This is a genomic window from Bradyrhizobium tropiciagri (assembly GCF_018130505.1).
In the GTDB taxonomy this organism is placed as follows: domain Bacteria; phylum Pseudomonadota; class Alphaproteobacteria; order Rhizobiales; family Xanthobacteraceae; genus Bradyrhizobium; species Bradyrhizobium tropiciagri_B.
The window spans coordinates 268,490-293,582 of the sequence record NZ_JAFCKH010000004.1 but is presented as its reverse complement, the minus strand read 5'-3'; the positions used below and the strand labels follow the sequence as shown (position 1 = coordinate 293,582).

Sequence of the window (25,093 nt, the reverse complement as noted above, 5' to 3'; positions counted from 1 at the left end):
TTTTCCTGAGCGTCATCCCGGCGCGCATTCGCAACCTTGCGGGATGGGATTTAACCGACCGAACCTTCGAGGCTGATCGAGATCAGCTTCTGCGCTTCCACCGCGAACTCCATCGGCAGTTGCTGCAGCACGTCCTTGACGAAACCGTTGACCACGAGGCCGACGGCTTCCTCCTGGCTGAGCCCGCGCTGGATGCAGTAGAACAGCACGTCCTCGGAGATCTTCGACGTCGTCGCTTCGTGCTCGAACGTCGCCGAGGAATTCTTGGCCTCGACATAGGGCACGGTGTGCGCACCGCACTTGTCGCCGATCAGCAGCGAATCGCAGGCCGTGTAGTTGCGCGCGCCGGTCGCCTTGCGATGGGCGCTGACGAGGCCGCGATAGGTGTTCTGCGACTTGCCGGCGGCGATGCCCTTGGAGATGATCCGGCTCGACGTGTTCTTGCCGAGATGGATCATCTTGGTGCCGCTATCGACCTGTTGGAAACCGTTCGAGATCGCGATCGAGTAGAACTCGCCGCTCGAATTGTCGCCGCGCAGGATGCAGCTCGGATACTTCCAGGTGATCGCCGAACCGGTCTCGACCTGGGTCCACGAGATCTTCGAGTTGCGGCCGCGGCAGTCGCCACGCTTGGTGACGAAATTGTAGATGCCGCCCTTGCCCTCGGAGTTGCCGGGGTACCAGTTCTGCACCGTCGAATACTTGATCTCGGCGTCATCGAGCGCGACCAGCTCGACCACCGCGGCGTGCAGCTGGTTCTCGTCGCGCTGCGGCGCGGTGCAGCCTTCCAGATAGGAGACGTAGGAGCCCTTGTCGGCGATGATCAGCGTGCGCTCGAACTGGCCGGTGTTGCGCTCGTTGATGCGGAAGTAGGTCGACAGCTCCATCGGGCAACGCACGCCCGGCGGCACGTAGACGAACGAGCCGTCGGAGAACACCGCCGAATTCAGCGTCGCGAAGTAGTTGTCCGAGGTCGGCACCACGGTGCCGAGATATTTCTGCACCAGTTCGGGATGCTCGCGGATCGCCTCCGAGATCGGCATGAAGATCACGCCGGCCTTCTTCAGCTCTGCCTTGAAGGTGGTCGCCACCGAAACCGAATCGAACACGGCGTCGACCGCGATCTTGCGGCTCGGCGTCTGCTCGCCGCCTGCCGGCGGCTCGACGCCCTCGAGGATAGCGACCTCGCGCAAGGGAATGCCGAGCTTCTCGTAGGTCTTGAGGATCACCGGATCGATCTCGTCGATCGACGACAGCGTCTTCTTCGGCTTCGGCGCCGCGTAGTAATAGAGATCCTGATAGTCGATCTTCGGATAGTTGACGCGCGCCCAGGTCGGCTCGGTCATGGTCAGCCAGCGGCGGAACGCCTCCAGGCGCCACTCCAGCATCCAGGCCGGCTCGTCCTTCTTGGCGGAGATGAAGCGGACGGTGTCTTCCGACAGCCCCTTCGGGGCCTTGTCGGACTCGATGACCGTCTCGAACCCATATCGATACTGGTCGACGTCGATGCGCCGGACGCGCTCGACCGTCTCTTGTACAGCAGGCATTCAATCCTCCGCTCGCGGTTTCAAGGACCGCGGTGGATCACAGTTCCGAAAGTCTCTTACGATGCTTTGAAGACGAAATCATCCGCTTAGAACAGTTCAAGCTGTGTTTCGTCGCTCTCTCTTAACTAGGGTATCGGCGAGCTTTCGCCAAGCCTTCAGCGTCAAATCCACGTCTGTTGCGGTGGTAGACCAGCCAAGACTGAGCCGCACCGCTCCCTGGGTCAGCTCTGAACGGTACCCCATTGCCTCCAACACATGAGACGGCTGGACCTTGCCCGACGAGCAGGCGGAACCCGAGGACACCGCCACCCCGGCGAGATCGAAGGCGATCACCGCGGTTTCAGCCTTCATCCCGGGCGCCGTGAAAAGAACGGTATTCGGCAACCGCTTAACCTCGTCCGAGAACACGACGAGCTCTGGCGTCTGCCTGAGCCCGTGCTCAAGGTGGTCCCGAAGCTCCCGCACCCGCGCCGCGTCCGTCTTCAGCGCCGCTATCGCCGCCTTCACGGCAGCCCCGAAACCGGCGATCCCTACGACGTTCTCCGTCCCGGCCCGGCGCCCGAGCTCCTGGCCACCGCCGCGCAACAGCGCCTCGAATCCCTCGACGCCCTCGGCCAGCACCAGCGCGCCGGCGCCTTTCGGCCCGCCGATCTTGTGCGCGGACAGCGTCACGACGTCGGCCCGCGTCGAGGCCAGATCGAACGGAATTTTCCCGAGCGCCTGGATGGCGTCGACATGCAACAGCCCGCCGGCCGCATGGACGATCTCGGCAATCTCGGCCACCGGCTGAATTGCGCCGGTCTCGTTGTTCGCCAGCATCGCCGACACCAGTGCCGGCGGGCCATCGGCCAGCACCGCGCCCAGATGCTGCAGATCGACCACGCCGCCGCGCGTGACATTAATTGTGCTGATCGCGTCCTGCGGAAACCGCCCACCGGCGAGCACCGAGGCGTGCTCGATCGCCGACACCACGAGCCGCGCAACCGGCCCGGTCGCGCCGCGACGGAGTTGCGGCGTGAGCGCGAGCGCGTTGGCTTCGGTGCCGCCGGACACGAACACGACATCCTGCGCGCGCGCGCCGACCGCAGCCGCCACCGCGCCGCGGGCATCCTCGACGAGCCGCCGCGCCTTGCGGCCCTCGCTGTGGACGGAGGACGGATTGCCGCTCAGCTCCCACGCCGCGGCCATCGCCGCCTTCGCCTCGGGGCGAAGCGGCGTGGTGGCGTTCCAGTCGAGATAGACGCGGTCGAACATGCCTACAATATTACCTACATCAGCTCCGGCGATTCGCGTCGCGAATAAGCGGCACGCTCCGAGGGTCTTATCGCAAGTGGGGATCGCGCCGTCGCGTGCAATCGCATGTCCACCGCGAGACCGGGCTGCCGCGGATGCTCAAGATGCTTGCTTTTTGCCCCTTGCCTCATGTTAGAAGCGGGCCTCAAAAGTTCACGGAAGCGTCGTCCGCGCGACCGCCACGACGCCGATCACCCCTTCGAGTGAGGCGCTTTGTCTGCCAGCAGCCGATGAAGTCAGCCCTATCCCGTTGATACGGTTGGACCAATCGAAGGATCAAGCAAGAGATCACGATGCCTGAAGTCATTTTCACCGGCCCTGCTGGCCGCCTCGAAGGCCGCTATCACCCGGCCAAGCAGAAGAACGCGCCGATCGCGATGATCCTGCATCCGCATCCGCAGTTTCACGGCACGATGAATCACCAGATCGTCTACCAGTGCTACTACGCGTTCGCGCATCGTGGCTTCTCGGTGCTGCGCTTCAACTTCCGCGGCGTCGGCCGCAGCCAGGGCTCCTTTGATCACGGCACCGGCGAATTGTCCGACGCGGCGAGCGCGCTCGACTGGGCGCAGGCGATCAATCCCGAGGCGCGCGCCTGCTGGGTTGCCGGCTTCTCGTTCGGCGCCTGGATCGGCATGCAGCTCTTGATGCGCCGCCCCGAGGTCGAGGGCTTCATCTCGATCGCGCCGCCCGCCAATCTCTACGACTTCTCGTTCCTCGCGCCCTGCCCGTCGTCGGGCCTGATCGTGCATGGCGACAAGGATGCTGTGGTGCCGGCCAAGGACGTCAATGCGCTGGTCGAGAAGCTGAAGACGCAGAAGGGCATCGTGATCGATCAGCAGGTCATCCCCGGCGCCAACCATTTCTTCGACGGCAAGCTCGAGCCGTTGATGGAGACGGTGACCGGCTATCTCGACATGCGCCTCGCCAACGTGCGGTAAGGTCGCGGCCGTAGCCTTGTAGCGGACGCCTTGTAGCCCGGATGGAGCGCAGCGAAATCCGGGACAGCTCTCACCTGCGGCAATAGCGGCCCCGGATTTCGCTTCGCTTCATCCGGGCTACGAAGCCCCGTCTATTCCGGCGCAAACTTCAGCGCGGCTATCCCCACCAGCACCAGCGCGATGCCGGCGACCTTCATCGGGTTCAGCGCCTCGTTGAACAACAGCACGCCCATCGTCAGCGTACCGACGGCGCCGATGCCGGTCCACACCGTGTAGGCGACGCCGACGCCGAGCACCTGCAGCGCGCGGCCGAGCAGGAACACGAAGGCGCCAAGCAGCACCAGCGAGACCAAGGTCCAGCCGAGCCGCGTATAGCCCTCGGCATATTTCATCGAGATCGCCCAGCCGACGTCGAGAAGGCCGGCGACCACGAGCGCGATCCAGGCAAGCGAATGCGACATGGTGGGTTACGCGGCGAGCTTCAGCATGTGCGCGCGGTGGCCGACCAGGAACGCGTGCAGCAGCGCCGGATAATCCGGCGACACCGCGCTGCGCACGCTCGGCCGCTGCGCCAGCGCGCTGCGCCAGGCACGCAGCTTCGGCGTATGCGTGAACACCGCAAGATCAGTCAGTTGGTCGAACAGGTCGAAATAGCGGAACACCGGCGCGAACACCGCATCGACCAGGCTGAAGCGCTCGCCGGCGAAGAACGGCCCTTCGCCCAGCGCCACCTCGACGCGCGCGAATTTCGCGACGACGGCCTTGCGCTTGCTCTCGAACGTCGCCGCATCGCTCGCGGTCTCGAGCCCCCAGAGATCGCCGAGGATCGCCGAGCCGAACTCCATCCAGGCACGATGCTCGGCACGAGCGAGCGCGTCCTGCGGATGCAGTCTGCCGCCGCCTTGCGTCTCCTCGATGTACTCGCAGATCACGTTGCTCTCGAACAGCGCGACCTCGCGGTCGTCATCGCCAGTCACGACCAGCACCGGCACCTTGCCGAGCGGCGAGATCTTCAAAAACCAGTCCGGCTTGTTGGCGAGATCGATATCGATCCGCTCGAACGGAACGCCCTTCTCGCGCAGCGCGATCACCGCGCGTTGCACATAGGGGCAGAGCTTGTGGCTGATCAGTTTCAGGACGGCCATGGCACGGGACCTCGCGTTCAATGCAGATGCATGAAATTAGATGCATCGGCATGGAACTGTCAAGGTAGATGCATTTGCATCTAAATCACGGTCGCGCGATGATGCCTCCGGTCATCGGCAGCGGCACGCCTGTCGTGGCGGGATAGCTGAGCGGCAGGCCCTTCAGGCCGCGCGCGGCGAGGAAGCCGAAGGCCTGGGCCTCGATCGCATCGGACGCCCAGCCCAGCGACTCGGCGGCGTCGACGGTCGCCGGCGCCAGCCGCTCGCGCAGCATCCGCAGCATCGTGAGGTTGGAGGCCCCGCCGCCGGCGACGATCCAGTTCCTCGGCCGTTTCGGCAGCAGCGGCACGATCCGGGCGATTGCCGCCGCGGTGAACGCGGTCAGTGTCGCCGCCCCGTCGGCCGGCGCCACGCCACCGAGCCTGAGCGAGGCAAAATCATTGCGGTCGAGCGATTTCGGCGGCGGCGCCGAGAAGAACGGCAGCTTCAAGGCTTGCGCGATCCAGGCCTCGTCGGGCCTGCCCTGGGCGGCGAAGCGGCCCTCGGTGTCGAACGGCTGATGCATCTCGCGATACATGAAGTCGTCGAGCAGCGCATTGCCGGGCCCGGTATCGCAGGCGATCAGCGTGTCGGCGCCGTCGATATAGGTGATGTTGGAGACGCCGCCGATATTGACCACGACGATCGGCCCCTCGCGGTTCAGCGACTGCGCCAGCGCACGGTGATAGACCGGGACGAACGGCGCGCCCTGCCCGCCGGCCTCGACGTCGGCGGCGCGGAAGTCATGCATGACGGGGATATGGATCGCCTTGGCGAGCGCGGCGGCATCGCCGATCTGCACAGTCATCCGGCGCTCCGGGCGGTGCAGCACGGTCTGGCCATGGAACCCGACGATGTCGACGTCCTGGCAGGAGATCCGGTGCTGGGCGATAAAGGCGGCCACTGCCTCGGCATGGGCGATGGTGACGACCTGCTCGGCCTGCCGCAGAATGCCCGGCCGGGCATCGCGCTGCGGCAGATTCACCGCCGCGATCAGCGCCTGCCGTAGCAGGCTCCGCTCTCCATCGGTATATGGCCGGTAGCCCGAGGGCCCGAACGACTTGATCTGGCGGCCGTCGGTCTCGATCAAGGCCACATCGACCCCGTCGAGCGAGGTACCGCTCATGAGACCGAGTGCCGTCAGCATCATCTTGGTAGCGCCCCAACCGGGAACCCCCGGCTTGTCTCAAATAACTACATCCTATAATGCCACAGCGCGTCCGGCAGCGGCAGCCTTAGCGCCAAGGTTCCGCAAATAGATGCAAAAACCGTAAAACAAGAATGATCTGAGTCGTAGACAAATGACCGCATTTAAATCGGATTTCCTGAACACTTTACAGGAACGCGGCTTCATCCACCAGTGCTCCGATTTCGAGGGCCTCGACGCGCTTGCCGCCAAGGGCGAGGCCATCGCCTATGTCGGCTATGACTGCACCGCGCCGTCGCTGCACATCGGCAACTTCCTCAGCATGATGATGCTGTACTGGCTGCAGCAGAGCGGCAACAAGCCGATCACGCTGATGGGCGGCGGCACCACCATGGTCGGCGACCCCTCCGGCAAGGACGAGACGCGCGCCATCCGCACCATCGCGGAGATCGAGGCCAACAAGACCTCGATCCGCGGCGTGTTCGCCAAAGTGCTGCGCTACGGCGACGGCCATTCCGACGCCATCATGCTCGACAACGCCGAGTGGCTGACGAAACTGAACTGGATCGAGATGCTGCGCGACATCGGCCGGCACTTCTCGGTCAACCGCATGCTGACGATGGACTCGGTGCGGCTCCGGCTCGAGCGCGAGCAGGAGATGAGCTTCATCGAGTTCAACTACATGGTCTGCCAGGCCTACGACTTCGTCGAGCTGTCGCGCCGTGCCGGCTGCCGGCTGCAGATGGGCGGCTCCGATCAGTGGGGCAATATCGTCAACGGCGTCGATCTCGGCCGGCGCATGGGCACGCCGCAACTGTTCGCGCTGACCACCCCGCTGCTCACTACCGCCTCCGGCGACAAGATGGGCAAGACCGCGAAGGGCGCGGTGTGGCTCAACGCCGACCAGTTCTCGCCGTACGATTTCTGGCAGTACTGGCGCAACGTGGAAGATGCCGACGTCGTCAAGTTCCTCAAGCTGTTCACGGTCATGCCGATGAGCGAGATCAACAAGCTTGCGGCGCTCGGCGGCAGCGAGATCAACGAGGCCAAGAAGGTGCTGGCGACGGAAGCCACCGCCCTGCTGCACGGCCGCGAGGCCGCCAACGAGGCGGCCGAGACCGCGCGCCGCACTTTTGAAGAAGGCGCGCTGGCAGAGACGTTGCCGACGGTCGAAATTCCGCGCGGCGAATTTGAAGCCGGCGTCGGCGTGCTCGCCGCCTTCGTCAAGGCCGAGCTCGTCGCTTCCAACGGCGAAGCCCGCCGCCAGATCAAGGGCGGCGGACTGCGCGTCAACGACGCCGCCGTGACCGACGAGAAGATGCAGCTGACTGCAGCCAATCTCACGCCGGAAGGCGTGGTGAAACTTTCGCTCGGCAAGAAGCGCCACGTCCTGCTCAAGCCCGCATAGGCGCATTCGCATTTGTCGGTTGTCGGGAGCGGCGAAAGCGCGCTCCCTGCAACCGATGGATCAGAACACGCCGCGGGATGAAACGCTTGCAACGCCGCACAAGGCGCGCACCGCGCTGAATGTGCTCGCGCTCTGCTTCGTGCTCTCGGTGCTCGGCCGCGGCCTCAGCGACAGCTTTACGGTGTTCCTGAAACCGATCTCGGAAAGCTTCGGCTGGGATCGCGCCTCGGTGGTGTCGGTCTATTCGCTGACCTGGCTCGCCGCCGGTCTCACCGCGCCGCTGGTCGGCCGCCTGTTCGACCGCTCGGGCCCGCGCGTGGTCTATTCGATCGGCCTGTCGCTGCTCGGCTGCGCGTTTCTCGTCGCCGCGCACGCGCAAGCGCTCTGGCAATTCCAGCTCAGTGTCGGCCTCTGCGTCGGTTTCGGCACCGCGCTGATCGGCAACGTCTCGAACTCGATCCTGCTCGGGCGCTGGTTCGGGCCGCGGCTGCCGACCGCGATGGCGGTGATGTATTCGGCGACCGGCGCGGGCCTGCTGTTGCTGTTGCCGTTGTCGCAGGTGCTGATCGACCGGATCGGCTGGCGCACCGCGTATCAGGCGTTCGGCATAACGGCACTGTGCCTGGTCGTGCCGCTGATGTTGCTGCCGTGGCGCCTGCTCGCCGGCGGCTCGCCGCACGTGGTCAGGAAGGCCGAGACGCTGGTCGACGAGGGCTGGACGCTGCTCCGCGCAATGCGCCATCACGCCTTCTGGGCGCTGTTCTCGACCTTCTTCTTCACGGCGATTGCGATGTACGCGCTCACCGCGCAGATCGTCGCCTATCTGATCGACGTCGGCTTCCCGCCGCTGCAGGCCGCGACCGCCTGGGGATTCTCCGGCGTCGCACTGTTCGTCGGCATGCTCGGCGTGTCCACGCTCGACGGCATCATCGGCCGCCGCCCGTCGGTGCTGTTCAGCTACGGCGTTTCGATCCTCGGCATCATCCTGCTCTGGCTGCTGCAATGGCATCCGAACTACTGGCTGCTGACCGGCTTCGTGATCTGCTTCGGCAGCATGATCGGCTCACGCGGCCCGCTGATCACAGCGACCGCGCTGAAGATTTTCCGCGGCGAGCGCGTCGGCACGATCTACGGCACGATCTCGATCGGCAGCGGGCTCGGTTCAGGGCTCGGCGCGTGGGGCGGCGGCCTGTTGCACGACTGGACCCACAGCTACAACCCGCTGATCGTGTTCGCGCTGGTCAATGTCGTGCTGGGAATGATCCCGTTTTTGGTGGTGCCAGCACTGCGGCGCTGACGTTCAGCGGCGCCGCGCCAGCCACACGGTGCGGCCGCCTGCATTGCTCCAGTCTTCGACCGCGTGAGCGATGACGTCGAAACCGATGCCGTCGAGCAACGTCGTGTACTCTTCGGGATCGAGGCTCGCATGATAGAGCGGATCGCCGCAATACTGCCCGATGCTTTCGCCGTGGCGCGGCCCGCTGTTGAACATCAGCACCGCAGACGGGCCGGCGTGGCGTGCGAACACGTCGAACATCCGGCGCTGGTCGTCCGCCGCGAGATGGAAAAAGCTGTCCCAGGCAAGCACGCCGTCGAATTGCCGCGACAGCCGCAGCGATCGCATGTCCGATAGCAAAAACTCGTGCTCGGGGAGCCGCTCGCGGCACAACGCAATGAAGGTCGGCGACGAGTCCACGCCGGTGACGCGAAGCCCGCGATCGGCCATATGCTTTGCGACCGGCGTGCCTGCGCCGCAGCCGAGATCGAGCACGGCGGCCACGCGCGGCAGGGCCGCGATGAAGCGATCATGCCACGGCCTGTCGTTCCAGCCCGCCGCACGCCGATCGGCGTCCCACGCCAGCGCGTGACGCTCATAATGATCGATGATCCCGTTGGCGTCGTCGTGCATGTCTCATCCTGCCTCGACCGGCATGCGATGGATCAACCCACGCCCTAATTATTGGCCGACGGCGACGGAAACTCGTTGGGACTGTACGGCTTGAAGTCGAAGATCTTGCGGCTCAACCCCGGCGCCAGCGCCGAGATCGGGTTGACGCGCAGCACCGGCGAGTTGGGCGTGCCGACCACTTCATAGGTGACGCCGATCAGGCCTTCGTCGCTGCCACCGCCGAGGAAGATGCCGAAGAACGGGATCTGGCCGAACACGTTGTTCAGCCCGTACATCGGAATGAAGGTGCCGCTCATCCGCACCTGGTTGGCGTTGTAGTCGATGCTGCCTTCGATGGTGGCGCCGATGCTGGGTCCCTTGACGACGCCCTTGCGGACCGTGAGCTGGCCGCTCTGGCGGATGAATTGAGCGCCGAGCGCCGAGAATGCGATGCCGTTCTGGGTGTTGACCGGTCCGCCCGCGACCGCGCGGTCGAGCTGGGTTTCGCCCTTCACCGAGAAATCCCCGATGTTGATGTAGCCCTCTTTCGGACTCGCGTCAGGCGTCGGCGGCTCCATCGCAAGCGTCAGCTGGCCGCCGGCAACCTTCGAATAGGTATCGATGAAGCGCAGGAACGCGCCGGCATCGGCGGTCTGCAGATAGATCATCTCGCGGCCCTGCTGGCGGCCGCGCATGTCGGCGGTCACCGGCGTATCGCGGCCGACCCTGCCGCTCAGCGTGAACGCCTTGAAGAAGCCGTTGCGTCGCGAGATCTTGGCATCGACGCTGCGCACCGCCTCGCCGTTGAATCCGGCCACCAGACCGAGCTTGACGTCGACGTCGAAATCGAGACCCTTGGCCTTGCTCTTGTCGGAGTCGCGGCCCGAGATCGCCGACTTCAGGAAGCTGCGCCCGTCGAACACGTCGCCGCGCATCGTCACCTTCAGCACACCGTCGGCGCCGCGATCGGCGCGCAGCGATGTCCGGTCGCCTTCCGAGGGCGCGTAGGTCGGGAAGTTCGCATTGACGAGGTCGCCGTTCTGATCGACCTCGAGCGAGCCCTTGATCGACACGCCGCCGCCATCGATCACGACATCCTCGAACCGCGTCGACTGGCCCTTCGGCACCACGTTGAACGTCGCCTTGCTCGACCTGCCCGACGCCTTGACCCAGCCGGGCAGGATGTTGTCGAGCTTGAGCGCGGTCAGATCGGCCTCGACGCCCATCTTGGTGGCATTGCCGTTGTCGCCGCCGGCGATCTTGCCGCTCAGCTTGACCGGGATCGAGCCCGACACGGCCGGACCGAGATCAAGCCCGAGCCGGGCACGGCTCGCATCGTCCAGCGTCGCCTGCAGCCGGACGTCGGCGTCGCCGTCGGTCTGCTTGCGGTAGTCGAGCGAGGCGGCCTGCCCGTTGATCTTGACGTCGCCCTTGACCTGGAAGCCGGCATTGTTGGCGGTCAGCTTCAGCGTATTGGCCTCGAGCTTCTGGTTCATCACCAGCTTGTCGACCGCGACGCCGGTCAGATCCGCCGCAACAGAATACATCGTGTCGGCCTTGGTCAGCTCGCCCTTCACCGGCATGCCGAGGTTGATCGTGGCCGTGACGTTGCCCTTGCTGGCATTGGGATCGATCGGCGGGCCGGAGAGATCGCTGAGCCGATCCGAAGCGAGGATCTCGGCGGCGGCCGGGACCGGACAATCGACCCTGAACCTGACCTTCGACGGCGACGGCTTCGGCGCCATGTCCGGCACCTCGAAGGTGAAATCCGACAGCGTGATCTTGCGGCCAGCCGGCGTGTCGGCGATGCCCTGCCCGATCGTCACGGTCGCAGTGCGGCCGGTCACCCGCGCCTTCAGGTCGGCGTCGTGCACCGCCGGCATCTGATCCACCGGACGCACAGTGACGCCTGACGCGACGATATTGACCGAGAGCCCGTCATCGGGGATCGGCGGTCCCTTGCGCGACAGATTATGCACCGGCGAGTTGACGCCGACGTCGATGCGCTGAAGCGTGCCACGGTCGATCCGCTCCAGCACCCATTCACGCACCTCCGGCACGATGATGATCGGCCAGATCCGCTTCAACGCGGACGCCGACATCGGCGTACCGGCGAAGCCGAGTTGCAGCCGCGGTTCGCCGGAATAGTCGATGGTGCCGGTACCGGCGACCCCGATCTCGCCGTTGGAGATGTCGGCCTGGGTCAGCAGCACGCGCTTGCGCTCGGTATCGAAGCGGAAGCGGATGCTGATGCGGTTGAAGATCAGCGGCGGGTCGGCCTTGTCGTTGCCCGCGAGCACGATGGTGCCGCCCGACAGGCCGGCCTGCCAGTCGGTGACGTTGTCGTTCGGCGGCTCGAGGTGACCGAGCAGCGTGATGCGGTTGGCGCCGGAGATGATCTTGATCGGCGCCAGCAACACGCGGCGACCGGCATCCCACTCCACGCTCATCTCGGCGGATTCGATCGGCATCGGATACGCGGGAGTATCAGTGTCGATGATGTTGCCGGCGCCCGCGGTGACCTTGCCGCGGAAGTAGGTCGGCAGGCCGTCGCGGCCGAGCTCGCCCTTCAATTCGCCCGACAGCGGCAGGTCGGCGGTGTAGGTCAGATCCTTGGTGCGCAGCGCCAGCAGGATGTTGCTGGTGGAGACCTTGTCGGCCTTGATGTCGACCGAGCGCACGCCGTCGACCTGCGGGCCGACCAGAATGCGCACCGACCACGGCTTGGCGCCTTCCTCGCCGAAGCTCAGCGCGACGCCGCCGCCGCTCGGGCGGCGCAGGCTGAGGCTGATATTCTCAAAGCTCCATTTGTTGCCGCGCTGCTGATCGTCGACGACGAGATTGCCGTTCTTCAGGCCGATCTCGTTGAGGTTCTGCCCGTCGAGGCCGGTCATGCTGAGGCTGTCAAGCCAGTCAAGCCCCGCCAGCAGGCCGTTCTGCGCCGTGTCGGCCGCGGCGGCGGCCGGCTCTGATGCAGCGGGCGGTTGCGACACGTCAGGCGCGGCAGGTGTTGCCGGCGCGGGCCGCGGGAATGTCGGCGGGATCCCCGCCTCGCGCTTGGAGGCGACGCCGGTCGCGAGCGGTTTTGCGGTGTCGCCGGTGGACACCGTCACATGGCCGTCCGGCGTGATGCGCACCGACAGTTCCGCATCCACCAGATTGAGACTCTCGGCGCGCAGCTGCCCCATCAGCAGCGCGGTTCCCGACAGCCGCACCTCGGCCTTCGGTGCGCTCGCCACGATGGCGTGGTCGCGATCGCGCACGATGATGTCGCGGATGCGCACCGCGACGCGGATGCGGCCGGCGCGCTCGATCTGGGTTCCACCGACCTCGACGGTATTGCCGTGGCCAATATTTTCCTCGATCGCGGCGGCAAGCCATGGCGTTGCGATGTCGAGATTGATCGGACCCGCGCCGAGCCGCCACCACAGCGCACCGAAGCATGTTGCGAAGATCACCACGAGCACCGCGAGCACCAATCCGATGCGCCGGATCCAGCGCTCGCCGTTCAGCCGGCGCTGTGCGCGAGTGCAGAAATCGGTGAAGCGATGCAGGTTGGTGTTGGAACGCGCCAGCAATTGCCGCGCACGGTCGCCCGCCGCCTCATCCTGCTCGTCCCACGCGGCCTGGTCTTCCCATTGCGAGAATTCAGCCCCGGCGCGCGGATGTGACCCCTGCGGCGACGTATTCCTTGCCATTGCCTCTCGGTGCTGGCGGTGAAGTTGATCGCCGCCACCGGGCCGCCCGTCGAGTTGTCTCGAGCGTTCCTGTGTCGGCATCGCTGCCAATCCTCGACTAGTAATGTTACTCGCTGATGGCCCCTCGAAAGGAACTAAAACAGCCAATCAAAACGCCAATTCAACGAAAGAACGGATAACGCGTCGAATTTCTTGTCACCATACTCCTTGGCCATCAAACTTGCCCAGCGAAGGGATGCGAATCCGCCTCGCCGCCGTTGAGACCGCAATACCCTAATGGTTGAGCTTCGGAAAGCGACGAAAGGAAGGCGTATGTCCAAGAAAACGCGCAAGAAATCCACCGATACAAAGGGAAAACGGGGCGCCGCCAAGCCTGCCCGCGCTGCAAGCGCCGCAGCGCGCAAATCCGCGACGAAAACCCGCACTGCGGCTGCGAAGGCCAAGGAGACGGTCAAGCCGAAGACCAAGGCCGCCGCGGCGGCCAAAGCCGCCCCCAAGGCCACCTCAAAGCCGTCAAAGCCGAAGCCGGCGGCCAAATCACCGGCAAAGTCGGCAGCGGCCAAGCTGGCCGAAGGCGCCCCCGCCCCCGCCTTCCACCTGCCGCGCGACGGCGGCAGCAGCGTGTCGCTGGCCGACTTCGCCGGCCGCAAGCTGGTGCTGTTCTTCTATCCCCGCGCCGATACGCCCGGCTGCACCAAGGAAGCGATCGATTTTACCCGGCTCAAGGGCGAGTTCGCCGATGCGGGGACCGAGGTGCTCGGCATCTCCGCCGACACGGTCAAGGCGCAGGAATCCTTCCGCAACAAGCACCAGTTGTCGGTGCCGCTGGTGTCGGACGAGACGCATGAGATGCTGGAGGCCTATGGGGCCTGGGGCGAAAAATCCATGTATGGCAGGATCTTCTTGGGAATTATTCGCACCACGGTTCTGCTCGATTCGGCCGGAAAGGTCGCCCGTGTCTGGCGCCACGTGAAGGTCGACGGCCATGCCGACGAGGTGCTGGCGGCCGCCCGGTCGCTCTGACTGCGGGTGTTCCGTTTCCTGAAAATTAACCATGCCGGGCTCAAATCGCCCCCGTAATTAAGCCGTACGGAGCTTGGTCCGACCGGCCGCGGGAGTACCGATGTGAGCCGGTCCGGTCACCACCATCACAAGCATCATTATCCGCACGATCATGGCCGGACGCCCTCGCGCCGTCCGGCCGGCCATCACGGCGCGCCCGGTGCCGTCGCTGCGGTGGCGACCTCCGGCGAAGGCTACACCATCGTTCACGCCGGCAAGCAGGTCCGTTTCGGGCCTGTTGTGTTCTGGATCGCGGTCGGCACGGTGGTCGTACTCGGTATGTGGTCGGCGGCGACCGCCACCTATTTCGCGTTCCGCGACGACGTCCTGACCCGGCTGATCGCCCGCCAGGCCGAGATGCAATATGCCTATGAGGATCGCATCTCCGAGCTGCGCGCCAAGGTCGACCGCACCACCAGCCGCCAGCTGCTCGACCAGGAGCAGTTCGACCAGAAGCTCGACCAGATCATGAAGCGCCAGACCACGCTGGAATCGCGGGCCACGGCGCTCGGCGCGATGCCGGACCTCGGCACGACGGGATCGATCAAGCCGCAGGGCCGCGCCGAAGCCGCCCCGGCCTCCGGAACGCCAAAGCCCTCCCCGATCAGCGACACCGTGATCTTCGTGGCGCCGCCGGACCGCGAGGCGCGACTGGAATCGCGTGCGCCGCTGATGGCCAAGGCGCAGCCGAACCAGTTCGCCAAGGCGCAAGGCGTCGACAACGTCCTCGTCCGGCTGCAGAGCTCGCTCGATACGGTCGAACGGCGCCAGCTGGCCGCGCTGTCCTCGGCCGAAGAGAGCATCGATTCGCGGCTGCGCCGGATGCGCGGCGTGATCTCGGACCTCGGCCTCAACATGGCCCAGCTCGAGGCCGCGACGCCTCGCGGCGGCATGGGCGGTCCCTTCGTGCCGGTGAAGCTCGCCGCCGACGCCGGTCCGTTCGAGCGCCAGCTCTATCGCATCAACATCAACCGCGCCCAGATGCAGCGGCTCAACCAGACGCTGGCGCTGGTGCCCTATCGCAAGCCCGTGGTCGGCGAGGTCGAGTTCACCAGCGGCTTCGGCGTGCGCACCGATCCGTTCCTTGGCCGCCCGGCGATGCACACCGGCCTCGATTTCCGCGCCGCGCAGGGCGATCCGGTCCGCGTCACCGCCAACGGCAAGGTGGTCTCCGCTGGCTGGGCCGGCGGTTACGGCCGCATGGTCGAGGTCGATCACGGCAACGGCCTGTCGACGCGCTACGGCCATCTCTCAGAGATCGGCGTCAAGGTCGGCGAGAGCGTGAAGATCGGCCAGGTGATCGGCGCGGTCGGCTCGACCGGCCGCTCCACCGGCCCGCATCTGCATTACGAAACCCGCATCGACGGCGAAGCGGTCGATCCGCAGAAGTTCCTGCGCGCCGGCGTGCGGCTCAGCGCGGGCTGAGATTTTCGAATCAGCGATGGGGCTGAATAGCGGCGGAGACGCATCGTCTGCGCCGATTTTGTCTGCGCGCTCAGCGGCGGCCGCCGCTAATTCGCGCCCGAAGGACCGAGAGACGCCGGCGAGCCGCGCAGCGGCCTGGCGCCGCTCGGACAAATCATGTCGCAAGAATGCGACGCTGCAACCCCATCCCAGCAGTCATCGCCCGGCTCGACCGGGCGATCCAGTACGCCGCGGCCTATCGACTCAGGCACGACCGTCACTGGAATACTGGATCACCCGCCTTCGCGGGTGATGACATCGTGCTAGTGGCAAGCAGTGCGAAACCAAACTTACTGTCGTCCCGCTACCGCGTCGCCTCGTGGCCGACCTCGCCGGTGATGACGTCGCCGAACAGCTCCCAAGCCTCGCCGTTGAACTTCATCAGCTGCATCTGTTCGATCGGGTAATAGTCGTCGGCCGAGGTGTTGACCATGATGCCCGGCAGCATCAGGTCGGAGTGAAAGTTCTTCAAACTCGCGGCCTGCTTCATCACATTGTCGCGGGTCAGCGTGTCGCCGCACTGCTTCAGCACCTGCACCATCGCTTCGGCCTGCACGTAGCCATAGATGTTGTTGGCGTTGGCCTTGTCGCCGTCGGGATAATACTTGTCCATGAAGGCGCGCCACTTGATGACGGCGGGATCCTTGTCCCAGGTCGGATCGGTCGGGTCCTTCAGATAGGCGGTCGAGATAATGCCCTTGGAGTATTCCAGGCCCGCCGGCTTCAGCACCGAGGCGACCGAGGTTGCGGTGTTGGCGAGGAAGAACTTCGGCTTCCAGCCGAGCTCGCCGACCTTGCGGATCGCCTGCGCCGAACCCTTCGGCGCGGCCCAAGAGAAGAAGATGTCGGCGCCGGAATCGTGCAGCGCGACGATCTGGGAATCGATCGAGGGATCCGAGACCTCATAGGATTTGTCGGCGATGATCATATTGGCCTTGTCGCCGAGCCCGTCCTTCAGGCCCTTGAACTGATCCTTGCCGGCATCGTCGTTCTGCCAGAACACCGCGATCTTGCTGTCGGGGAATTTGTCGCGGATGTACTTCGCGTAGATCCGCCCCTCGCTCTGGTAGTTGGGCTGAAAACCCATCGTCCACGGGAAGTTCTTCGGATCGCCGAACTTGGTGCCGCCGGAAGCGACGAACAATTGCGGCACCTTCTTGGCATTCATGTATTTCATGATCGCCGAGTTCGACGGCGTGCCGAGCGGCTGGAAGATCAGGAGCACCTCGTCGCTCTCGACCAGCTTGCGCGCCTGCTCGATCGCCTTCGGTGGCGAGTAGGCATCGTCGTAGCTGATGAAGTTGATCTTGCGGCCGCCGATGCCGCCCTGGTCGTTGACCATCCGGAAGAATGCCGCCTCGGTCTTGCCGATCACGCCGTAGGACGAGGCCGGACCGCTGTACGGCATGATGTTGCCGATCTTGATTTCGCCATCGGTTGCGCCGGGATCGTATTTCTTCTGCGCGAAGGCGGTGCCCGCCATCAGTGCGGCACTTGCGAACGCAGCCAGGGCGCCGATATATCCAAGTCGAGCCGGCATCGTTTTCTCCCGATTTTTGTCGTTGATTTGACGGCAAGTCTCGCAAGTCATGGATGTGCTGGCAAGCGCAGGGTTTTTCCGTTCCACGAAACGGCGTTGTTGCCTGGCGCTATTTGTGTTTGATGGGTCGATCTGGGGACTCACGACTAGAGGCGTTCTGATTGCTTAAGCCGGAAATCCGTATAGGTGCGCGCCATCCGCGACTTGCGGCCTGGGGCTATGAACTCACGCGCCGGCTCGGCGAGCGGTCGCTGGCGGGTCGCGGCCTGCACAAGGCGGATGGCGATGTCGCCAAGCGTACCATCGCCAAGGTCCGCGACAAGCTGCAGCGCGGCGAGACCGTCTACATCGCCGGCCTCGCCTGCCCCGGCACGCACAATACCGGCGTTGCGTTGGTCGAGGTCACCCAGAAGGACGGGCCGCGCCTGATCGTCAACAACGAGGAAGAGCGCTTCTCCGGCAACAAGCACACCAACGAGTTTCCGCAGCATGCGCTGGACGACATGCGGGCGGTGCTGCAAGGAATCGGCCGCGACGTCGGCGATATCGATGCCTTCGTCACGACGTGGGATTATCCCGCGCTGCTGGCGATGCTGATCCGCACCTCGCTCGAGGAAGCACCGGCCAGCCTCAAGCTGCTGCGCGCGCCGATCGCGCCGGCGATCAATCTGCGCCAGATGGATCAGGTGCGGCGGCTGTCGCGCAAGATCGCGCGGATGTACGGACTCGGCGAGCAGCTGCCGCTGATCTGCATGCCGCATCACGACAATCACGCCTGGTACTCATTCACCGCCTCGCCGTTCGCCGACAGCAATGGCAAGGTCGCGATCGCGGTGCTCGACGGCACCGGCGACGTCGGCTCGATCTCGCTCTACGTCGCCGAGAACGGCGAGATGAAGCAGCTCTATTGCAACGAGAGCCTGTTCGACTCGCTCGGCGCTTTCTACACCGTGATCTCGTCCAGCCAGGGCGGTTGGACCTGGCTCTCCAGCGAGGGCCGCTACATGGGCGCCGCGGCCTGGGGCGACATGAACCGCGCCACCAATCCGTATTATCCGCGCTTGAAGGAGATCTTGCAGCTCGGCCCAAACGGCACCGTCAATCTCAATCGCGCGATGGCCAATTGGTACGCCGATCCCGGCGACAATCCCTATCACCCGACGCTGGTCGAGATTCTCGGCCCGCCGCTGCGGCCAGACCAGCTCTGGAACCCGGACGCCGTTCTGCGTGTCGAGGACATCGAACACCGCCCCGACACCAAGGACCGGCTCGACAAGGCCGCGGCGACGCAACTGGTGTTCGAGGACGCGATGATCCATGTCATCGATCACCTGCTGCGCACGACCGGCACCGACCGCCTGGTGCTGACCGGCGGCGTCGCGCTGAACGCGCTCGGCAACATGCGCCTGCTCGAGCATTTCAACGAGGCCTGGTTCGAACGCGCGCAGCAGCGCAAGACACGGCTGCACATGTGGATCCCGCCGGTGCCCGGCGATCCCGGCGTGCCGATCGGTGCCGCCTGGCTATTCGCGCACATGGCCGGCGCCCCGCGCGGCGCGCCGCTGTCGCACGCCTTCTATTGCGGCCTGCCGCCGTCGCGGGCCGACATCACCGCGGCGCTGCAGATCGATGACGTCGCTTCGCAAGAGATCGGCAATGTCGCGACACCCGAGGGCCGCGATGCGATCGCCGACCTGATGGCGCATGCGGTGGCGCAAGGCGGCGTGATCGCGATCTACCAGGGCGCTGCGGAAACCGGCCCGCGCGCGCTCGGGCATCGCTCGATCCTCGCCAATCCCTGCGATCCGCATGTGCGCGAGCGGCTCAACGAGCGCGTCAAGTATCGCGAGGCGATCCGTCCGCTGGCGCCGATGGCGACGCTGCAATCCGCGCGCGACTATTTCGAGCTCGAGGACGGCGCCTCCGACGGCGACTACAACGCCTATAACTACATGGTGCTGACGGCGCACTCGAAGCCGCAGGCGCGCGACAAGATCCCGGCGGTGGTGCATGCCGACGGCACCGGCCGCATCCAGATCGTGCGCGAGGCCGACGATCCCCTCACCTATGCCTATCTGAAGGCCCTCGGCCGCCGCATCGGCGTCGAGATGTCGGTCAACACCTCGTTCAATGTCGCAGGCCCCATCGCGCAAACGCCGGCGCAGGCGATGGACACGCTGCGCCGTTCCAAGGGCCTCGACGCCGTGGTGCTGGTCGCCGACGACGGCACCGCCTACGCCGCCTGGCACGGCGGCGAGCGCGACAGCGGACGTTTCACCGGCTGGTATGCGGCGTGGAAGCAGGCGCGCGGCTGAACCAGGCCAGCACGCGCCCGTCGATCACGAGCAGCGCGCTTGATATCACCAGCGCCCCTAACACTTCGCGCAACGCGATCGGCTCGCCGAGCACGAAGGTGCCGAGCAGCATCGCGGTGACGGGAATGAGCAAGGTCACCAGCATCACATTGGTCGCGCCCGAGCGCTGCAGGATCTTGAAGAACACGATGTAGGCCAGCGCGGTCGACAACGCCGCCAATCCGAGCACCGCGAGCCACGTCGTCATGTGCGGCATCGGCAACAGCCAGGGCCGCTCGACGATGGCGGCGACCGGGGCCATCATCGCGGCGGAAGCCATCATCTGGAACGCCGCCGTTCCGAGCGGCGGCACGTGGACCGGCAACCGCCGCCCGACCAGCGCCGAGATGCCGTAGCTGAGGGCGCCGGCGAGGCACAGCAGGATGCCGATGCCCTGCCGGCTCTCGAAACCGAGCGCATCGCCATGCAGGATCGCAACCCCGATCACGCCGACGACCACGCCCGCGACGCGGCGCGCCTGCAACCGCTCCTCACCGGCGATCGCCATCACCACCACGGCAAACAGCGGGGTCGTCGCGTTGAGGATCGAGGCCAGCCCGCTGGAGATGTAGGTCTGCCCGAACACGATCAACGAGAACGGCAGCACGTTGTTGAACAGTCCGATCGCGACGAACGGCGCCCATCCCGACCAGCCCTGAGGGAATTCGATCCTGCGCGCCCGCAGCAGCGGCAGCAGCATGATCGTGCCAAGCGCAACGCGCAGCAGCACCAGGGTCAGCGGCGGCAGCTCGCGCAGGATCACGCCGTTGAAGAAGAACGAGCCGCCCCACAGTACCGACAGAACGCCGAGCAGCGCCCAATCGCGAGGGTCGATCCTGTTGTCGGCGGAAGGCATGTCCGGCTCTCAGCTGCCCTGAAGCACATGACTAGCCGCCTGCCGCCGATATTCCCACCCGATTTCCGGGACGCGCCGGGCGATTACTTCGGCCGCGACACGATCTCGATCATCTGGCCTTCGTCGGCGTCGGGCGCATGCGCCTTCGCCTTGTCGTAGGCGGTGAGCGCGGCGCGGCTGACCGGCACGCCCGGCAGCAGCGTCTCAGCGAGCCGGACGGCATACTCGGCGTCCTTGTGGCGCAGCGCAGCGGTGAAGGAGGCGCCGGCGAAATTGCGATCGATCATCCGCCGGCTGTGGCGGATCACCTGCGGGCTCGCCACCGCACCGGTCGCGAGCGCCTCGGCAACCAGCTGCATGTCGAGCCCGGCCTGCTCCGCGATCGCAACACCCTCGGCGAGGCTTGCGATCTGCACCGCACCCATGAGGTTGTTGATCAGCTTGAACACGGTGCCGGTGCCGACCGCGCCGAAATGTCGGATCGTGCTGCCGATCGGCGCCAGATACGGCTGCGCGCGTTCGAGATCGGCGGGATCGGCGCCCACCAGCAGCGTCAGCTTTCCCGCAGCCGCCGCCTCCGGCAGGCCGGTGACGGGGCAATCGATGTAGATCAGCCCGCGGCCGCGCAGCTCCTGCGCCATCGCAAGCGCATGCTGGTACGACACCGTCGAGCATTCGATCGCGAGCGTGCCCGCCTTCATGGTGGCCGCCGCGCCGTCCTTGGTCAGCCAGACCGCGCGCGAGGCCTCATCGTCGGCGACCATGGTCACGACGGCATCGGCGTCGATCGCGGCGTCCTCCGGCGAGGTTGCCCATTGCGCGCCGCGCGCGATCAGGTCCGCGGCCTTGGCCTTGCTCCGATTCCACACCGTGACGGTGAAGCCGGCATCGAGGTAACGGCCCGCCATCCCGTGGCCCATCCGTCCCAAACCGATGAAGGCCACGCGCGTCATGGGCTAATCCACATCCTCAACCGAACCCGGTCCGGTGCCGAACGCACGCTGCGCCAGGGTCGCGGCCATGAACTCGTCGAGATCCCCATCGAGCACGCCCGACGTGTCGGAAGTCTGCACGCCGGTGCGCAGGTCCTTCACCATCTGATAGGGCTGCAGCACGTAGGAGCGGATCTGGTGGCCCCAGCCGATATCGGTCTTGGCGGCCTGATCGGCAGCGGCCTGCTCCTCGCGCTTCTTCAGCTCGATCTCGTACAGCCGCGCGCGCAGCATGTCCCAGGCCTGCGCCCGGTTCTTGTGCTGCGAGCGGCCGGCCTGACAGACCACCGCCACGCCGGTCGGAATGTGCGTCAGCCGCACCGCGGATTCGGTCTTGTTGACGTGCTGGCCGCCGGCACCGCCCGAACGCATAGTGTCGGTGCGGACGTCGGACTCCTTGATGTCGATCTTGATCGAGTCGTCGATGACCGGAAAGATCTGCACCGACGAGAACGAGGTGTGGCGCCGCGCGTTGGAATCGAACGGCGAGATGCGCACCAGGCGATGCACCCCGGCCTCGGTCTTCAGCCAGCCATAGGCGTTGTGACCGGAAATCTGGATGGTGGCGGACTTGATGCCGGCTTCGTCGCCCTGGGACTCTTCGAGATACTCGATCTTGAAGCCGTGGTTTTCCGCCCAGCGCGTGTACATGCGCAGCAGCATCTGCGCCCAGTCCTGGCTCTCGGTGCCGCCGGCGCCGGCATGGACTTCGAGATAGGAATCGAACTTGTCGGCCTCGCCCGAGAGCAGCGCCTCGAGCTCGCGCCGGGCGACTTCCTTCTTCAGGTCCTTGAGCGCCTTCTCGGCATCGGTGACCACGGCCGCATCGTTCTCGGCCTCGCCGAGCTCGATCATGCCGATCTGGTCCTCGAGCTCGCGCTCGACCTTGCCGATGCCCGATAGCGCGTCCTCCAGCGAGGTGCGCTCCTGCATCAGCCGTTGGGCTTTCTGGGGATCGTTCCAGAGATTGGAATCTTCAGCGAGCTTGTTCAGCTCAGCGAGGCGTGCCGTCGATTGTTCGACGTCAAAGATGCCTCCTCAGCAGCCCGACTGACTGCTTGATCTCTTCGACAAGGCGTTCGATTTCCGCGCGCATGATCTTTCAGGCGTTGGCAAAACAGGTTGCGAGGGATGTAGCGAGCGGCGCGGCAAAGCGCAATCGGCTTGGCCGCGCTGTCCCGATCATTTGACGGCCTGGCCGCCTCTAATAAAGACCGAACGGCCGCAGGAACGAGCCGCTGTCAGGCTGCTGGCTCTGCGACTGCGACGGCTGTGGCGCGCGGCCCTCGGCGTCGGCAACCGGGACGCTCGGCGTGTATTCCGGCGGCGCGGTTCCGGGCTTGAAGGCCTCCAGGATGGTGTTGCCGCCGCCGCCCGGACCGGCCCGGACGCCGCTCTTGGCGTCGACGCGGATCAGCTTGATGCCCGCGGGAACCTTGAACGGGGTCGGCGGCTTGTCGGCGAGCGCCAGCTTCATGAAATCGCGGGCGATCGGCGCCGCGGTGCGACCCGCCTGCGCGGTGCGGCCGAGGCTGCGCGGCTTGTCGTAGCCTAGGTAGAGGCCGACCACGAGATCAGGCGAGAAGCCGACGAACCAGAGATCCTTTGCATCGTTGGTGGTGCCGGTCTTGCCCGCGAGCGGCTTGCCGACGTCGCGCATGACAGTCGCCGTGCCGCGTTGGACCACGCCTTCCATCATCGATGTGATCTGGTAGGCCGTCATCGGATCGAGCACCTGCTCGCGGCGGTCGATCAGTTGCGGCTCGGATTGGTTCTTCCATCCGCCGGGCGCGTCGCAGCCGCGGCACTCGCGGGCGTCGTGCTTGTAGATGGTGTGGCCATAACGGTCCTGGATGCGGTCGATCAGCGTCGGCTTCACGCGGCGCCCGCCATTGGCGAACATCGAATAGGCCGTGACCATCCGCATGACCGTGGTTTCGCCGGCGCCGAGCGCGTACGACAGATAGTTCGGCAATTCGTCATAGACGCCGAAGCGCTTGGCGTATTCGCCGATCAGCGGCATGCCGACGTCCTGGGCGAGCCGCACCGTCACGGTGTTCAGCGAATGCGTCAGCGCGTTGCGCAGGCTGGTCGGTCCGTAATACTTGCCGGTCGAGAAGTTCTCCGGACGCCACACCCCGGCGCCCTGCCCCTGGTCGATTTCGATGGGGCCGTCGACCACGATGCTCGACGGCGTGTAGCCGTTGTCGAGCGCCGAGGCGTAGACGATCGGCTTGAACGAGGAGCCCGGCTGCCGGTAGGCCTGCGTGGCGCGGTTGAACTGGCTCTGGTCGAACGAGAAGCCGCCGACCATCGCGAGCACGCGGCCGGTCCATGGATCCATCGCGATCATCGCGCCGGAGATTTCGGGCAGTTGCCGCAGCCGGTACTGGCCCTCGACCGCGGTGCCTTCCTTGGTCACCAGCGGATCGGCATAGATCACGTCGCCCGGCTGCAGCACCTGCGAGACGGCGGTCGGCGTCTTGCCCTTGCTCCTGGCCCAGCGCACGCCCTCTATCGTGATGATGCCGGTCTGCCGCTCCTTGCTGACGGCGCCGCCGAGTTCGCGGCCGGGCTGGAAGCCGATCCGCGCCGACTGATCGCCGCTCTCGAGTACCACAGCCAATCGCCACGGCGTGACGTCCGAGAGCGATTTGACCTCGGCGAGCTTGACGCCCCAGTCGCCGGACACGTCGAGCTTCTGCATCGCGCCGCGCCAGCCCTGGGCTTCGTCATAGTTGACGAGACCGGCCGCCATGGTCTTGCGCGCCATCACCTGGATCTTCGGATCGAGCGTGGTACGCACCGACAGGCCGCCTTCATACAGCTTCTTCTCGCCGTAGCGCTCGAAGATGTCGCGGCGGACTTCCTCGGCGAAATATTCGCCGGCGAAGGTGTGCGCGCCGTTCGAGCGGTTGGTGACGGAGAGCGGTTCCTTGCGCGCCTTGTCGGCGTCGGCCTGCTTGATCCAGCCGTTCTCCAGCAGGCGATCGATCACGTAGTTGCGGCGCTCGATCGCGCGGTCGTGGTTGCGCACCGGATGCAGCGCCGCCGGCGCCTTCGGCAGGGCCGCCAGATAGGATGCTTCCGCGATCGTCAGCTCGTTGACCGACTTGTCGAAATAAACCAGCGACGCCGCCGCGATGCCGTAGGCACCGAGGCCGAGATAGATCTCGTTGAGATAGAGCTCGAGGATGCGGTCCTTGGAATACGCCCGCTCGATGCGCATCGCCAGCAGCGCTTCCTTGATCTTGCGGCTGAACGACACCTCGTTGGTCAGCAGGAAGTTCTTGGCGACCTGCTGGGTGATCGTCGATGCGCCCTGAGGCCGGCGATTCGAGCCGTAGTTCTGTGCATACAGCATCGCGGCGCGCGCCATGCCCTGATAGTCGATGCCGCCATGCTCGTAGAAATTCTTGTCCTCGGCGGCGAGGAAGGCGTTGATCACGAGCTTGGGCACCGCCTGGATCGGTAGATAGAGCCGGCGCTCCTTGGCGTATTCGCCGAGCAGCGAACCGTCGACCGCGTGGACGCGGGTCATCACCGGCGGCTCGTAATCCTGAAGCTGCGAATAGTCCGGCAGGTCCTTGGAGAAATGCCAGATCCCGCCGGCGACGGCGGCGACACCGACCAGGAACAAGACGGTCCCGGCAGCGAACAAGAATCCCAAGAACCGCACGAGCAGGCGCATAATCGACGTTCCGTTCCTACCCCTTCGG

General features: G+C 65.6%; 18 protein-coding genes. 6 read left to right on the top strand and 12 right to left on the bottom strand.

Annotated features, from left to right (window positions below):
- Nucleotides 1–50 precede the first annotated feature (50 nt).
- Complete coding sequence (gene sufB, locus JQ633_RS12065; protein ID WP_211985236.1) at nt 51–1,547, bottom strand: Fe-S cluster assembly protein SufB; 1,497 nt, start codon at nt 1,545–1,547, stop codon at nt 51–53.
- A 96-nt stretch (nt 1,548–1,643) separates the two neighbouring features.
- Entirely contained in the window at nt 1,644–2,801 is a 1,158-nt protein-coding gene (locus JQ633_RS12060) for a cysteine desulfurase family protein (RefSeq protein ID WP_211985235.1), read from the bottom strand.
- A gap of 332 nt (nt 2,802–3,133) precedes the next feature.
- On the opposite strand from JQ633_RS12060, the gene JQ633_RS12055 reads away from it, so the two are divergent.
- On the top strand, nt 3,134–3,781 hold the full coding sequence (locus tag JQ633_RS12055) for an alpha/beta hydrolase (RefSeq protein WP_211985234.1): 648 nt from the start codon (nt 3,134–3,136) through the stop codon (nt 3,779–3,781).
- 131 nt (nt 3,782–3,912) lie between these two features.
- On the opposite strand, the gene JQ633_RS12050 is transcribed toward JQ633_RS12055, so the two are convergent.
- The 3 genes from JQ633_RS12050 to JQ633_RS12040 all read right to left on the bottom strand — a co-directional run bounded on the left by JQ633_RS12050 (nt 3,913) and on the right by JQ633_RS12040 (nt 6,115).
- Nucleotides 3,913–4,242: a DMT family transporter gene (locus tag JQ633_RS12050; protein WP_211985233.1), complete on the bottom strand. Its 330-nt coding sequence runs from the start codon at nt 4,240–4,242 to the stop codon at nt 3,913–3,915.
- Nucleotides 4,243–4,248: 6 nt separating this feature from the next.
- On the bottom strand, nt 4,249–4,926 hold the full coding sequence (locus JQ633_RS12045; RefSeq protein WP_211985232.1) for a glutathione S-transferase family protein: 678 nt from the start codon (nt 4,924–4,926) through the stop codon (nt 4,249–4,251).
- Between the two features lie 85 nt (nt 4,927–5,011).
- On the bottom strand, nt 5,012–6,115 hold the full coding sequence (locus JQ633_RS12040; protein ID WP_211985231.1) for an anhydro-N-acetylmuramic acid kinase: 1,104 nt from the start codon (nt 6,113–6,115) through the stop codon (nt 5,012–5,014).
- A 151-nt stretch (nt 6,116–6,266) separates the two neighbouring features.
- Between JQ633_RS12040 and tyrS the strand changes: the two genes are divergently transcribed.
- Both tyrS and JQ633_RS12030 read left to right on the top strand, forming a co-directional pair.
- Entirely contained in the window at nt 6,267–7,520 is a 1,254-nt protein-coding gene (tyrS, locus tag JQ633_RS12035; protein ID WP_211985230.1) for a tyrosine--tRNA ligase, read from the top strand.
- A 55-nt stretch (nt 7,521–7,575) separates the two neighbouring features.
- Nucleotides 7,576–8,817, top strand: a complete 1,242-nt coding sequence (locus JQ633_RS12030) for an MFS transporter (RefSeq protein ID WP_211985229.1) — start codon at nt 7,576–7,578, stop codon at nt 8,815–8,817.
- A gap of 3 nt (nt 8,818–8,820) precedes the next feature.
- On the opposite strand, the gene JQ633_RS12025 is transcribed toward JQ633_RS12030, so the two are convergent.
- On the bottom strand, nt 8,821–9,429 hold the full coding sequence (locus tag JQ633_RS12025) for a class I SAM-dependent DNA methyltransferase (RefSeq protein WP_211985228.1): 609 nt from the start codon (nt 9,427–9,429) through the stop codon (nt 8,821–8,823).
- A 44-nt stretch (nt 9,430–9,473) separates the two neighbouring features.
- Complete coding sequence (locus JQ633_RS12020) at nt 9,474–13,187, bottom strand: YhdP family protein (protein WP_211985227.1); 3,714 nt, start codon at nt 13,185–13,187, stop codon at nt 9,474–9,476.
- Nucleotides 13,188–13,418: 231 nt separating this feature from the next.
- Here JQ633_RS12020 and JQ633_RS12015 point away from each other — a divergent pair, with 231 nt between their 5' ends.
- Both JQ633_RS12015 and JQ633_RS12010 read left to right on the top strand, forming a co-directional pair.
- Complete coding sequence (locus tag JQ633_RS12015; RefSeq protein ID WP_211985226.1) at nt 13,419–14,129, top strand: peroxiredoxin; 711 nt, start codon at nt 13,419–13,421, stop codon at nt 14,127–14,129.
- A gap of 102 nt (nt 14,130–14,231) precedes the next feature.
- Entirely contained in the window at nt 14,232–15,593 is a 1,362-nt protein-coding gene (locus tag JQ633_RS12010; protein WP_211985225.1) for a M23 family metallopeptidase, read from the top strand.
- 343 nt (nt 15,594–15,936) lie between these two features.
- On the opposite strand, the gene JQ633_RS12005 is transcribed toward JQ633_RS12010, so the two are convergent.
- A complete protein-coding gene (locus JQ633_RS12005; protein ID WP_211985224.1) occupies nt 15,937–17,172 on the bottom strand; it encodes an ABC transporter substrate-binding protein in 1,236 nt (411 codons plus the stop codon).
- A gap of 161 nt (nt 17,173–17,333) precedes the next feature.
- Here JQ633_RS12005 and JQ633_RS12000 point away from each other — a divergent pair, with 161 nt between their 5' ends.
- Nucleotides 17,334–19,487, top strand: coding sequence for a carbamoyltransferase C-terminal domain-containing protein (locus tag JQ633_RS12000; RefSeq protein ID WP_211985223.1), 2,154 nt, complete (start codon nt 17,334–17,336; stop codon nt 19,485–19,487).
- Here the strand turns inward: JQ633_RS12000 and JQ633_RS11995 are convergent.
- From JQ633_RS11995 to JQ633_RS11980, 4 genes are all read right to left on the bottom strand, one after another.
- Nucleotides 19,447–20,382: a DMT family transporter gene (locus tag JQ633_RS11995; protein WP_211985222.1), complete on the bottom strand. Its 936-nt coding sequence runs from the start codon at nt 20,380–20,382 to the stop codon at nt 19,447–19,449. The genes JQ633_RS12000 and JQ633_RS11995 overlap by 41 nt on opposite strands.
- An 83-nt stretch (nt 20,383–20,465) precedes the next feature.
- Complete coding sequence (locus JQ633_RS11990) at nt 20,466–21,335, bottom strand: NAD(P)-dependent oxidoreductase (RefSeq protein WP_211985221.1); 870 nt, start codon at nt 21,333–21,335, stop codon at nt 20,466–20,468.
- A 3-nt stretch (nt 21,336–21,338) separates the two neighbouring features.
- A protein-coding gene (prfB, locus tag JQ633_RS11985; RefSeq protein ID WP_211985220.1) for a peptide chain release factor 2 occupies nt 21,339–22,470 on the bottom strand; the annotation gives its coding sequence in 2 pieces (ribosomal slippage) (nt 21,339–22,400 and nt 22,402–22,470; 1,131 coding nt in all).
- A 108-nt stretch (nt 22,471–22,578) separates the two neighbouring features.
- Nucleotides 22,579–25,065, bottom strand: a complete 2,487-nt coding sequence (locus tag JQ633_RS11980; protein WP_211985219.1) for a penicillin-binding protein 1A — start codon at nt 25,063–25,065, stop codon at nt 22,579–22,581.
- Nucleotides 25,066–25,093 lie beyond the last annotated feature (28 nt).

What these genes read in the sequence shown, in the direction of transcription:
- JQ633_RS11990 (WP_211985221.1), bottom strand. Translation starts at nt 21,335, where the DNA reads ATGACGCGCGTGGCCTTCATCGGTTTGGGACGGATGGGCCACGGGATG.
- JQ633_RS12040 (WP_211985231.1), bottom strand. Translation starts at nt 6,115, where the DNA reads ATGATGCTGACGGCACTCGGTCTCATGAGCGGTACCTCGCTCGACGGG.
- JQ633_RS12025 (WP_211985228.1), bottom strand. Translation starts at nt 9,429, where the DNA reads ATGCACGACGACGCCAACGGGATCATCGATCATTATGAGCGTCACGCG.
- JQ633_RS12020 (WP_211985227.1), bottom strand. Translation starts at nt 13,187, where the DNA reads ATGCCGACACAGGAACGCTCGAGACAACTCGACGGGCGGCCCGGTGGC.
- JQ633_RS12030 (WP_211985229.1), top strand. Translation starts at nt 7,576, where the DNA reads ATGGATCAGAACACGCCGCGGGATGAAACGCTTGCAACGCCGCACAAG.
- sufB (WP_211985236.1), bottom strand. Translation starts at nt 1,547, where the DNA reads ATGCCTGCTGTACAAGAGACGGTCGAGCGCGTCCGGCGCATCGACGTC.
- JQ633_RS12015 (WP_211985226.1), top strand. Translation starts at nt 13,419, where the DNA reads ATGTCCAAGAAAACGCGCAAGAAATCCACCGATACAAAGGGAAAACGG.
- JQ633_RS11995 (WP_211985222.1), bottom strand. Translation starts at nt 20,382, where the DNA reads ATGCCTTCCGCCGACAACAGGATCGACCCTCGCGATTGGGCGCTGCTC.
- JQ633_RS12045 (WP_211985232.1), bottom strand. Translation starts at nt 4,926, where the DNA reads ATGGCCGTCCTGAAACTGATCAGCCACAAGCTCTGCCCCTATGTGCAA.
- JQ633_RS11980 (WP_211985219.1), bottom strand. Translation starts at nt 25,065, where the DNA reads ATGCGCCTGCTCGTGCGGTTCTTGGGATTCTTGTTCGCTGCCGGGACC.
- tyrS (WP_211985230.1), top strand. Translation starts at nt 6,267, where the DNA reads ATGACCGCATTTAAATCGGATTTCCTGAACACTTTACAGGAACGCGGC.
- JQ633_RS12005 (WP_211985224.1), bottom strand. Translation starts at nt 17,172, where the DNA reads ATGCCGGCTCGACTTGGATATATCGGCGCCCTGGCTGCGTTCGCAAGT.
- JQ633_RS12055 (WP_211985234.1), top strand. Translation starts at nt 3,134, where the DNA reads ATGCCTGAAGTCATTTTCACCGGCCCTGCTGGCCGCCTCGAAGGCCGC.
- JQ633_RS12060 (WP_211985235.1), bottom strand. Translation starts at nt 2,801, where the DNA reads ATGTTCGACCGCGTCTATCTCGACTGGAACGCCACCACGCCGCTTCGC.
- JQ633_RS12050 (WP_211985233.1), bottom strand. Translation starts at nt 4,242, where the DNA reads ATGTCGCATTCGCTTGCCTGGATCGCGCTCGTGGTCGCCGGCCTTCTC.